This is a genomic window from Burkholderia sp. IMCC1007, from assembly GCF_027257875.1.
Classification (GTDB): Bacteria; Pseudomonadota; Gammaproteobacteria; order Burkholderiales; family Burkholderiaceae; genus Burkholderia.
Map to the genome: position 1 here is coordinate 33,717 of NZ_JAPVQY010000064.1, position 11,673 is coordinate 45,389.

The window sequence follows — 11,673 nt, forward strand, 5'->3', positions numbered from 1 at the left end:
TATTTTCTGGTTGTTACCGGTCAGCCTTATCGGTGTAACGAGCCGAGGGTATTGAAAAGGAAAGCCCATGCAAACCAGTTTGCTGAAACCCAAGATCATCGCCGTGGAATCGCTTGGCGAGAACCACGCGAGGGTGGTCATGGAACCGTTCGAACGCGGTTACGGCCACACCTTGGGCAATGCGCTTCGCCGCGTGCTGCTGTCGTCGATGGTCGGCTACGCGCCGACCGAAGTGACGATCGCAGGCGTGGTGCACGAGTACTCGACGCTTGATGGCGTGCAAGAGGACGTCGTCAACCTGCTGCTGAACCTGAAGGGTGTGGTGTTCAAGCTGCACAACCGTGACGAAGTGACGGTGACCCTGCGCAAGGAAGGCGAAGGCGTCGTCACGGCCGGCGATATCGAGCTGGCTCACGATTGCGAAGTCATCAACCCGAATCACGTGATCGCACACCTGTCGAAGGGCGGCAAGCTCGACGTTCAGATCAAGATCGAGAAGGGTCGCGGCTATGTGCCCGGCAACGTCCGTCGCTACGGCGAAGACACGGCCAAGATCATCGGCCGCATCGTCCTCGACGCATCGTTCTCGCCGGTTCGCCGGGTCAGCTATGCCGTTGAAAGCGCACGTGTCGAGCAGCGTACCGACCTCGACAAGCTCGTGATGAACATCGAGACGAGCGGCGTGATCACCCCGGAAGAGGCGATCCGTCAATCGGCACGCATCCTGGTCGACCAATTGTCCGTTTTCGCGGCACTGGAAGGCACGGAAACGGCTGCGGAAGCACCGTCGCGCGCACCGCAGATCGATCCGATCCTGCTGCGTCCGGTGGACGATCTCGAGCTGACGGTTCGTTCGGCGAACTGCCTGAAGGCCGAGAACATCTACTACATCGGCGACCTGATCCAGCGCACGGAAAACGAGCTGCTGAAGACGCCGAACCTCGGTCGCAAGTCGCTCAACGAGATCAAGGAAGTGCTCGCTTCGCGCGGTCTCACGCTGGGCATGAAGCTCGAAAACTGGCCGCCGGCTGGTCTCGACAAGTAAGCCCGCCTGTAGCGTCGCTAGTCGCTATAGCCGTAGTTGGCAAAGATGCGGATTTTCCTTTAAAATCCGCATCTTGCTTTTTTCTCTACCGGCCCGTGCACCCATCGAGGTGCGATAGAAGAGCTGGATCAAAACTTTGAATCAAGGAAACTGAAATGCGCCATCGTCATGGTCTGCGGAAACTGAACCGCACGAGCAGCCACCGTCTGGCTATGCTCCGTAACATGTCCAACTCGCTGATCGAGCACGAAGTCATCAAGACGACGCTGCCGAAGGCGAAGGAACTCCGTAAAGTCGTCGAGCCGCTGATCACGCTCGGCAAGAAGCCGTCCCTGGCAAACCGTCGCCTGGCATTCAACCGCCTGCGCGATCGTGACTCGGTCGCGAAGCTGTTCGACGTGCTCGGTCCGCGTTTCGCGAACCGTCCGGGCGGCTACCTGCGCGTGCTGAAGTTCGGCTTCCGCGTCGGCGACAACGCACCGATGGCACTGGTCGAGCTGCTCGATCGTCCGGAAGTCGACGAAACGGAAAACGTGCAAGAAGCTGAGTAAGCTTCCGGTACGCAGCAGGATCTGAAAGGGGCCGAGCAATTGCTTGGCCCTTTTTGTTTTTGATGCGCGCCTGCGATCGATTGTCGCAGGGCGGTGCCGGCAGCGTCGCGCGGGCTGCGCTACGATACGGGACGGCCGATGCAGGCCCCGGAAGGAAGATCAGGGGGCCGGAGGCCGGTCAACCAGCCAGGAGGGCGCGTATGGTGGTGGTGTTGATGCTGACGACGGTGCCCGACGCGGCGACGGCCGCAGCGCTTGCCGATGGCGCACTGGGCGCACGGCTGGCCGCGTGCGTGTCCGAGCTCGGCGCGATCAAGTCGCGCTATCACTGGCAGGGCAAGGTCGAAACGGCCGACGAGATCCAGTTGCTGTTCAAGACGAGCCCGATGCGCTCGCTCGAACTGGAGCGGTTTATTCTCGCGCATCATCCATACGAGACGCCCGAAATCGTCTCGTGGCAGGCCACGGCTTCGGCCGGGTACGGCCAGTGGGTGACCAGCGAAACTCAACGTCTATTTCATGTTTAACGGTATGGCGCTTTCCGTGCGCGTGCGCGCGCTGCGGTTCCTTGCAGTCCTGTTGTCGCTCGTGTTCGTGCTGGGCGGCCTTTCGGTCGCGCGCGCGGCCGACGATTTCCTCGATCCGTCGGTCGCGTTCAAGTTCAGTGCGAGCGAAGCGCCGGGGCAGGTGGACGTCCGCTTCAAGGTCGCCAAAGGCTATTACCTGTACCGCGAGCGGTTCGCGTTCGCGGTGAAGGGCGGCCAGGCGACGCTCGGCGAGCCGCAATTCCCGGCCGGTCACGTGAAGTTCGATCAGACCTTCCAGAAGGAAGTCGAGACCTATCGCGACGAGGTCGTGATTCGCGTGCCCGTCAAGCAGGCGACAGGGCCGTTCGAGCTCGCGGTGACGTCGCAGGGCTGCGCCGACGAGGGCATCTGCTATCCGCCTGCCGAGCACGTCGTGAAAGTCGACGGGGCCGCGCTGGGCACGGCCGCGTCGGCCAATGGTGCCGCGGCTTCGGGCAGCTGGTTCGACAAGGTGACGAGCGCCGATTTCGCGCAGTCGCTGCTCGAAGGGCACGGCTTCTTCACGATCGTCGCGCTGTATTTCGTCGCAGGCGTCGTGCTGAGCCTGCTGCCGTGTTCGTACCCGATGATTCCGATCGTGTCCGCAATCATCATCGGTCAGGGCACGCGCGCGACGCACGCACGCGGCTTTGCGCTGTCGCTGACCTACGTGGTCGGCATGGCGCTCGTCTATACCGTTCTCGGCATTGCAGCGGCACTGGTCGGCCAGAGCCTGGGCGCATGGTTGCAGAACCCGTGGGTGCTCGGCGCGTTCGGCGTCTTGCTCACCGCGTTTGCGGTGTCGCTGATTTCGGGCAAGGACATCGCGATGCCTGCGCGTTGGCAGAATGGCGCGGCAGAGGCATCGAGCGCGCGCCGCGGCGGCCATTTCGCGGCGGTCGCCGCGATGGGCGCGTTGTCGGCGCTGGTCGTCGGCGCCTGCATGACGGCACCGTTGTTTGCGGTGCTCGCGTTCATCGCCCATACCGGCAACGCACTGCTCGGCGGCGCCGCGCTGTTTGCGATGGGGCTGGGCCTCGGCGTGCCGCTGCTCATCGTCGGCATCGGCGCCGGCACGGTGCTGCCGCGCGCCGGCGCATGGATGGACGGTGTGAAGGTGTTCTTCGGCATCGTCCTGCTTGCGGCCGCGTTGTGGATCGTGTGGCCCGTGCTGGCCGGCGGCCTGAAGATGGTGCTGTCGGCATTGTGGCTGCTTGTCGCTGCCGCGGCGCTGGGCCTGTTCACGCCGAATCTGGGCGTGGCCTCGATCTGGCGCCGCCTCGCCCGCGGGCTCGGCGCGGCACTCGCGATCTGGGCCGCGACGCTGCTCGTCGGTCTCGCTGCCGGGTCGAACGATCCCGTGAAGCCGCTGGCCGTGCTCGCGTCGCGCACCGTCGCATCGGGCGACGCGTCGGCGGCCGCCGGTGCGGCCTCCGCTCAGGCCGGCGGCCCGGCATTCGCATCGGTGCGCTCCAGCGCGGAGCTCAACGCGCTGCTGAAGACGTCGGACCGGCCGGTGATGCTCGATTTCTATGCCGACTGGTGCGTGAGCTGCAAGGAGATGGAGCATCTGACGTTCACGGACGCCCGCGTGCAGGCGCGGCTCGGACAGCTGCACCTGGTGCGCGCCGACGTCACGGCGAACAATCCGGACGACCAGGCGCTGCTCAAGCGCTTCAACCTGTTCGGGCCGCCGGGGATCATCTTCTTCGATCGCAGCGGCAACGAAATCGGTCGCGTGGTCGGCTATCAGGCTGCCGAGACATTCCTGCGCAGCCTCGATCGGGCGGCAGTGCCGACGGTGTGACGCGCATTCCACGGCATGTACCGGCGGCCTCCGCCAGTTCGGCTGATCGACACGAATAAAAAACGGCGGAACACCGAAGTGTTCCGCCGTTTTTTATTGTGCGGGCAACGCGCCCGGCTTAGCGCTGCGCTTTCAGCAGGCGCGCGGCGTCGAGCGCGAAGTACGTGAGCACGCCATCGGCGCCCGCGCGCTTGAACGCGAGCAGCGATTCGAGCACGACCTTGTCGTGGTCGAGCCAGCCGTTCATCGCGGCGGCCTTCAGCATCGCGTATTCGCCGCTCACCTGGTACACGTAGGTCGGGAAGCGGAACTCGTCCTTCACGCGGCGCACGATGTCGAGATACGGCATGCCGGGCTTGACCATCACCATGTCGGCGCCTTCGTCGATGTCGAGGCGCACCTCGCGCAGCGCTTCGTCGCTGTTCGCCGGATCCATCTGGTAGGTCATCTTGTTGCCCTTGCCCAGATTGGACGCCGAGCCGACCGCGTCGCGGAACGGACCGTAGAATGCCGACGCGAACTTGGCCGAGTAGGCCATGATCCGCGTATGGATATGGCCGTCGCTTTCCAGCATTTCGCGCACCGCGCCGATCCGGCCGTCCATCATGTCCGACGGCGCGACGATGTCGACGCCGGCCTCGGCCTGCGCACACGCCTGATCGACCAGGATTTCGATGGTCTCGTCGTTGATCACGTAGCCGTTTTCGTCGAGCACGCCGTCCTGGCCGTGGCTCGTGTACGGGTCGAGCGCGACGTCGGTCAGCACGCCGAGCTCGGGGAAGCGCTTTTTCAGCTCGCGCACGGCGCGCGGGATCAGGCCTTCCGGATTGGCTGCCTCGCGGCCGTCAGGCGTCTTCAGCGACGGCTCGATGGCCGGGAACAGCGACAGCACGGGCACACCGAGCTCGACGCACTGCTCGGCGACGTGCATCAGCAGATCGACCGACACGCGCTCGACGCCGGGCATCGACGGCACGGGCTGCCGTTCGTTGGTGCCTTCGACGACGAACACCGGGTAGATCAGGTCATCAGTGGTCAGGCGGTTTTCGCGCATCAGGCGCCGGGAGAAGTCGTCGCGGCGCATCCGGCGCGGACGGTGAAGCGGATGGAAGCTCATGGCGATTTGGCAGAAATCAGGGCAAGAAGAACCTTACGGAACCCTTAGGTCATTTTCGAGACCGTTGGTATATGATAGCGATCGAGCGGCACGCGTCGCGCGCTGCTCCCCGCTTCTCCTCCCTGAGCGGGTGCCTGTCGTTTTTCGATTAGGCTGTTTGACCCGCCGTTCAACGGCGGGTTTTTTTATGAGCCGGCCGAATTCGCAGGCACCGTCAGGCGCGCACGGCCACACCCGGCCGCGCGCTGTCCGGTCATTGTGCTACAGGCTCGCTTTTTTCGTCGGCGACGGACGGCCGCACCCAGCTTTCGATCAGTTCGTGCGCCTCGTCGAGCCCGACGCGCTTCATCGCCGAGAACAGCTGGACGGTCAGCTTGCCCTGCACGCCCTGGTCGCGATACGCGTCGAGCCCCTTTTGCGTGGTTCGCAGCGCGTTGATGCTTTCTTGCCGCGTCAATTTGTCGCACTTCGTCAGCAGCGTATGGATCGGCTTGCCGGTCGGCGTGAACCACTCGATCATCCGGCGATCGAGATCGGTCAGCGGGCGACGCGAATCCATCATCAGGATCAGGCCGCAGAGTTGCGAACGGGTCGCCAGATACGACGACAGCAGCATTTCCCAGTGGGCCTTCGCGGCCCCCGGCACTTCCGCGTAGCCGTAGCCGGGCAGGTCGACCAGGTTCGCGACGGGCTCGGCGGCCGGGCCGACGGAGAAGTAGTTGATGTGCTGCGTGCGGCCGGGCGTCTTCGACGCGAAGGCGAGCCGCTTCTGGTTGCACAGCACGTTGATCGCCGTCGATTTGCCGGCATTCGAGCGGCCGGCGAATGCGATTTCCGGTTGCACCGTCGGCGGCAGGTCGCGCAGATGGTTGACGGTCGTGTAGAAGCGGGCTTGATGGAGCAAAAAGGCCATGGGGGGAACCGGTGGGACGGGCGGCGCGAGCCGCTTGGTGGAGGCGGGGTAGCCCCGATAGGCGCGGGAGCTTTCAGCGCGATATTGTACAATACGCCGGTTTTGCCGCAGGGCTGCAGGCGCCTGCCTCGCGCTTTTATGTAGCTTCTGCGGTAGACTGGTCGACGTCGTTTTTTGCAGAACCTCTAATTCCCACAAGACGAAACAGGGTGTGCGAATGAATCGACTGTGCAAGTCTCTGATGGTGCTTCAGGTTGCAGCAGGGTTCGTAGGTTTCGTGGCGGAGGCAAAAGCGGCGGATGCGGCAAAGCCGGATCTGGACCGCGGCAAGGCGATTGCCGGGCAGGTTTGCGCGTCGTGTCACGGCGCCGACGGCAACAGCGCGTCGGGCAGTTTCCCGAAACTCGCCGGCCAGCATCCCGAATATCTGGTCAAGCAGCTGAACGACTTCAAGACCCAGCCGGGCGCGAAGGGGCCGGCGCGGACCAACGCGGTGATGGTCGGGTTCGCGAGCGCGTTGAGCGCGGCCGACATGCGTAGCGTTGCCGCGTATTACGGGTCGCAGACGATGAAGGTCGGTGCGGCACGCGATGCGGCGACCGTGCCGATCGGCCAGAAGATTTACCGCGGCGGCATCGCGGAAAAGGGCGTGCCCGCGTGCGCGAGCTGCCACGGGCCGACGGGCCAGGGGATGCCGGTCCAGTACCCGCGCCTGTCGGGGCAATGGGCGGATTACACCGTTACCCAGTTGACCGCGTTCCAGCAGGGTGTCGGTGCGCGCAACAACAACGACGCGATGCATCAGATCGCGTCGCGTCTGTCGGACACCGAGATCAAGGCCGTCGCCGATTACATCGCCGGCCTGCATTGAACGGTCCGTCGCGGATGCAGTGACCGGGCGCCCGCAGGGCGGCCGGAGTCAGAACAAGAAAAGGGTGGGGCGCCGCGTGCTTGCGGCCGCCTTGCCCTTTTTTGTTGTCAGTCGGAGTTTGAATGAGCGTTACCACGTCGGGGTTGCAGTCGAAGTCTGGTCAGAGTGCGTCCAAACGCGCGGTCGAGCTGGTGAGCTCGATGCGCTTCGCGATTGCGCTGCTGGTGGTGTTGTCGATCGCCAGCATCATCGGCACGGTCCTGACCCAGGACGATCCGTATCCGAACTACGTGAACCAGTTCGGGCCGTTCTGGGCGGACATCTTCCGCGCGCTGGGCCTGTACAACGTGTACAGCGCGTGGTGGTTCATGCTGATCCTGATCTTCCTCGTCGCGTCGATCTCGCTGTGCGTGATCCGCAACGCGCCGAAGATGCTCGCCGATGCGAAGAGCTGGAAGGACAAGGTCCGTGAAGGCAGCCTGCGCGCGTTCCATCACAAGGCCGAATACACGGCGTCCGGCACGCGTGCGACCGTGGCCGCCACGCTCGCCGCGTTCGTCACCAAGGCCGGCTACAAGCACGTCGTGCGCGAAACCGACGGCGCGACGCTGATCTCCGCGAAGCGCGGCGCGCTGACGAAGTGGGGCTACATCTCCGCCCACCTTGCCATCATCGTGATCTGTATCGGCGGCCTGCTCGACAGCAACCTGCCGATCAAATTCCAGATGTGGATGTTCGGCAAGAGCCCCGTCAACACCAGCGCGACGATCAGCGATATCTCGGCCGACCACCGTCTGTCCACGTCGAACCCGACGTTCCGCGGCTACGCATGGGTGCCGGAAGGGCAGTTCGTGTCGACCGCGATCCTGAATCAGCCGAGCGGCTCGCTGATCCAGGACCTGCCGTTCTCGATCCAGCTCAACAAGTTCATCGTCGACTACTACACGACCGGGATGCCGAAGCTCTTCGCGAGCGACATCGTCGTGATCGATCGCGAGACGGGCCAGAAGATCCCGGCGCGCGTCGAGGTCAACAAGCCGTTCACGTACAAGGGCGTGTCGATCTACCAGTCGAGCTTCCAGGACGGCGGCTCGCAGATGCAGATGACGGCCTACCCGATGACGGGCGACAACGCGAAGACGTTCGCGGTGAAGGGCACGATCGGCAGTTCGGCCCCGCTGCAGATGCCGGGCAGCGACGGCGACACCATCGAGTTCGCCGACTTCCGCGCGATCAACGTCGAGAACATGGCCGACGCGAGCGGCAAGCCGGACGTGCGCGGCGTCGCGAAGACGGAGACGCTGAAGGAAGTGTTCGACGACCGGCTCGGCTCGGGCGCGAAGACGTCGAAGCCGATGCAGCTCCACAACATCGGGCCGTCGGTGCAGTACAAGATTCGCGGCAAGGACGGCCAGGCGCGCGAGTTCAACAACTACATGCTGCCCGTCGACATGGGCGGCGCGCGCGTGTTCCTCGCCGGTGTGCGCGCGAGCCCGAACGATCCGTTCCGCTACATGCGCATTCCGGCCGACAGCGAGGATTCGATCGGCGAATGGATGCGCCTGCGCGCCGCGCTCGAGGATCCGGCCGTGCGCGCCGAAGCCGCCGCGCGCTTCGCGCAGCGTTCGCTGCCGGGCACCGACGCATCGCTGCGTACGCGCCTGCAGGACAGCGCATCGAAAGTCCTGACCCTGTTTGCGGCAAGCGACGACAGCGTCGGCCGCGGCGCCGACGGCCAGCCGATCGGCGGCTTCCAGGCGGTCGCCACGTTCATCGACCGTTCGGTGCCGAAGGGCGAGCAGGAAAAGGCGGCAAGCCTTTTGCTGCGCATGCTCGAGGGCTCGATGTGGGAGGTCTGGCAGATCGCGCGCGAGCGTGCCGGCGAGCCGCCCGCGCAGCAGGGCAGCGACACGGTGCGCTTCGTGCAGAACGCGATCAATGCACTATCGGACAGCTTTTTGTATGGATCGCCGGTCTATTTGCAGCTTGACTCATTCAAGCAGGTGCAAGCTTCGGTATTTCAGTTGACGCGCGCACCGGGCAAGAATCTGGTGTATCTTGGCAGCCTCCTGTTGGTCGCCGGCATCTTCTCGATGTTCTACGTGCGCGAGCGGCGCCTCTGGTTCTGGCTCAAGGATGCAGGCTCCGGCGTCGATGTGGTGATGGCGATGTCCACAGCCCGCAAGACCTTCGATTTCGAGAAAGAATTCGTGCAGACGCGCGACGCGGCCGGCGCCGCCTTGCGCGCCGCACCCCGCGATGCCGCGCCCGCCGGCGCGACCGCGACTGCCCGTCCGCCCGCCGGCGACGGTTCTGATTCCGAGAATTCCACCCGGTAACATCATGGATCTCACTCAAGTTTCCTCTTCCCGTTCGGGGCCTGGCCAGGCTCCGATTTCGGCGCCGTTGTTCGACGACCGTCCGTTCCTCGCCCGCCTGTCGCTGCTCGACTGGCTGTTCGCCCTGGCACTCGTGGTAGGCGCGGGCTATGCGTTCGTGCACTACAACGAGCACATGAATTACTACGACAAGGCGGTGATGATCGGCACCGTGCCGGCGCTCGTCGTGCTCGGCTGGCGCTGGAAGCCCGCGCGGCTGCTGATGGCGTCGATCGCCGTGCTGTCGCTGCTGTCGATCCAGATCTATCAGGGCGATCTCGCGCGCGCCGATGCGGCGTTCTTCCTGAAGTACTTCCTGTCGAGCCAGTCCGCGATCCTGTGGATGAGCGCGCTGTTCGTGCTCGCGACGATCTTCTACTGGATCGGCCTGCTCGCACGCTCGCCGTCGGGCTCGGCGATCGGCCAGAAGCTCACGTGGGTCGCGGTGCTGATGGGCTTCACCGGGCTGATGGTGCGCTGGTACGAGTCCTACCTGATCGGCGCCGACGTCGGACACATCCCGGTGTCGAATCTGTATGAAGTGTTCGTACTGTTCAGCCTGATCACCGCGCTGCTGTATCTGTACTACGAAGGCCACTACGGCACGCGTGCGCTCGGCGCGTTCGTGCTGCTGGTGATCAGCGCCGCCGTCGGCTTCCTGATGTGGTACTCGGTTGCGCGCGATGCGCAGCAGATCCAGCCGCTCGTGCCGGCGCTGCAGAGCTGGTGGATGAAGATCCACGTGCCGGCGAACTTCATCGGCTACGGCAGCTTCGCGCTGTCGGCGATGGTGTCGGTCGCGTACCTGATGAAGGAGCGTGGCGTGCTCGCCGATCGTCTGCCGACGCTCGAGGTGCTCGACGACGTGATGTACAAGTCGATCGCGGTCGGTTTCGCGTTCTTCACGATCGCGACGATCCTCGGCGCGCTGTGGGCCGCCGAAGCATGGGGCGGCTACTGGAGCTGGGACCCGAAGGAAACCTGGGCGCTGATCGTGTGGCTCAACTATGCGGCATGGCTGCACATGCGCCTGATGAAGGGCCTGCGTGGCACGGTCGCCGCATGGTGGGCGCTCACGGGCCTGCTCGTGACGACGTTCGCGTTCCTCGGCGTCAACATGTTCCTGTCCGGGCTGCACAGCTACGGCAAGCTGTAAGATTTCCGATGCTGGTCCGACAAACGACCGCCGGCGCACTGCGTGCCCGGCGGTTTTTCTTTGGTAACGAGCGGGCGGCCCACGCGTCGAACGGCGCATGACGGGCCGGGTCGAACGCTCATGAAGCATGCGCGCCGCGCACGCACGAGGAGCCGCACGATGTGGATCAAACACCCTTTGCGCACGCTGCTGACCGGCAGCGACATCGCGCAAAGCGACATTACGCCGCGCGCGATGTTCGAGAACCGGCGGCGCGTGCTGCAGGCTGCCGGTATGGCGGCCGTGGGCGGATTGCTCGGCACGAGCGGTGCGGCGTTCGCCGCCTATGCTTCTCCCGACGCCCGCGCGGCGAAGCTCGCGGCGAAAACCAACGCGAAGTTCGTCGCGGCCGACAAGGTGACGCCGTTCAAGGACATCACGTCCTACAACAACTTCTACGAATTCGGCACCGACAAGGGCGACCCGGCGCAGAATGCGGGCATGCTCAGGCCGCGTCCGTGGCGCGTGAGCGTCGAAGGCGAGGTGCTGCACCCGAAGGTATTCGATCTCGACGAGTTGCTGAAGCTCGCGCCGCTCGAAGAGCGCGTATACCGGCTGCGCTGCGTCGAGGGCTGGTCGATGGTGATCCCGTGGATCGGCGTGCCGCTGTCCGAGCTGATCAAGCGCGTGCAGCCGACCGGCAACGCGAAATACGTGCAGTTCGTCACGCTGGCCGACCCGTCACAGATGCCGGGCCTGTCGACGCCCGTGCTCGACTGGCCGTACGCCGAAGGGCTGCGGATGGACGAGGCGATGCATCCGCTGACGCTGCTGACGATGGGTGTCTATGGCCAGGTGTTGCCGAACCAGAACGGCGCGCCGGTGCGGATCGTCGTGCCGTGGAAGTACGGCTTCAAGAGCGCGAAGTCGCTCGTGAAGATCCGCTTCGTCGACAAGCAGCCGAAGACGAGCTGGAACACGTATGCACCGAACGAATACGGCTTTTATTCGAACGTGAATCCGAACGTCGATCATCCGCGCTGGAGCCAGGCGACCGAGCGGCGGATCGGCGACGACGGCTTCTTCACGCCGAAGCGCAAGACGCTGATGTTCAATGGCTACGGCGAGCTCGTCGCGTCGATGTATCAGGGCATGGACCTGAAGAAGAACTTCTGAGCGCGATGGCGAGAAACGACATGCCTCCTTCGACGCTGACGCCGGCGCGCGCAACCGGGACGAGCGCGGCCGCCGCCGGCACGCCGCGGGCGGGCGCAGCGGGCCCGGCGCGCA

10 protein-coding genes are annotated in these 11,673 nt (G+C 64.7%); 8 read left to right on the forward strand and 2 right to left on the reverse strand.

Features of this window, described 5'->3' with window-relative positions:
- Positions 1 to 67: 67 nt before the first annotated feature.
- The 4 genes from O1Q03_RS34080 (at position 68) to dsbD (ending at position 3,969) form a co-directional block, all read left to right on the forward strand.
- Entirely contained in the window at positions 68 to 1,045 is a 978-nt protein-coding gene (locus O1Q03_RS34080) for a DNA-directed RNA polymerase subunit alpha (RefSeq protein ID WP_006477176.1), read from the forward strand.
- Positions 1,046 to 1,200: 155 nt separating this feature from the next.
- Positions 1,201 to 1,596, forward strand: a complete 396-nt coding sequence (gene rplQ, locus O1Q03_RS34085) for a 50S ribosomal protein L17 (protein WP_006477175.1) — start codon at positions 1,201 to 1,203, stop codon at positions 1,594 to 1,596.
- A 200-nt stretch (positions 1,597 to 1,796) separates the two neighbouring features.
- A complete protein-coding gene (gene cutA / locus O1Q03_RS34090) occupies positions 1,797 to 2,123 on the forward strand; it encodes a divalent-cation tolerance protein CutA (RefSeq protein ID WP_269509233.1) in 327 nt (108 codons plus the stop codon).
- Positions 2,116 to 3,969, forward strand: a complete 1,854-nt coding sequence (gene dsbD, locus O1Q03_RS34095; RefSeq protein ID WP_269509235.1) for a protein-disulfide reductase DsbD — start codon at positions 2,116 to 2,118, stop codon at positions 3,967 to 3,969. Before cutA ends, dsbD begins: the two co-directional genes overlap by 8 nt.
- A 118-nt stretch (positions 3,970 to 4,087) precedes the next feature.
- Here the strand turns inward: dsbD and hemB are convergent, their stop codons facing one another.
- Together hemB and yihA are read right to left on the reverse strand one after the other, a co-directional pair.
- Positions 4,088 to 5,086, reverse strand: coding sequence for a porphobilinogen synthase (hemB, locus tag O1Q03_RS34100; RefSeq protein ID WP_269509237.1), 999 nt, complete (start codon positions 5,084 to 5,086; stop codon positions 4,088 to 4,090).
- Positions 5,087 to 5,339: 253 nt separating this feature from the next.
- Entirely contained in the window at positions 5,340 to 5,999 is a 660-nt protein-coding gene (yihA, locus tag O1Q03_RS34105; RefSeq protein ID WP_269509238.1) for a ribosome biogenesis GTP-binding protein YihA/YsxC, read from the reverse strand.
- Between the two features lie 217 nt (positions 6,000 to 6,216).
- On the opposite strand from yihA, the gene O1Q03_RS34110 reads away from it, so the two are divergent.
- The 4 genes from O1Q03_RS34110 (at position 6,217) to msrP (ending at position 11,559) form a co-directional block, all read left to right on the forward strand.
- Positions 6,217 to 6,870: a c-type cytochrome gene (locus O1Q03_RS34110; RefSeq protein ID WP_269509246.1), complete on the forward strand. Its 654-nt coding sequence runs from the start codon at positions 6,217 to 6,219 to the stop codon at positions 6,868 to 6,870.
- 122 nt (positions 6,871 to 6,992) lie between these two features.
- Positions 6,993 to 9,209 carry a cytochrome c biogenesis protein ResB gene (locus tag O1Q03_RS34115; protein WP_269509240.1) on the forward strand — a complete coding sequence of 739 codons (2,217 nt, stop codon included), beginning with the start codon at positions 6,993 to 6,995 and terminating at the stop codon, positions 9,207 to 9,209.
- 4 nt (positions 9,210 to 9,213) lie between these two features.
- Positions 9,214 to 10,404: a c-type cytochrome biogenesis protein CcsB gene (gene ccsB, locus O1Q03_RS34120; protein WP_269509242.1), complete on the forward strand. Its 1,191-nt coding sequence runs from the start codon at positions 9,214 to 9,216 to the stop codon at positions 10,402 to 10,404.
- 159 nt (positions 10,405 to 10,563) lie between these two features.
- The gene (gene msrP, locus O1Q03_RS34125) at positions 10,564 to 11,559 is read left to right on the forward strand and encodes a protein-methionine-sulfoxide reductase catalytic subunit MsrP (protein WP_269509244.1); all 996 of its coding nucleotides are present in this window, start codon (positions 10,564 to 10,566) and stop codon (positions 11,557 to 11,559) included.
- Positions 11,560 to 11,673: the final 114 nt, after the last annotated feature.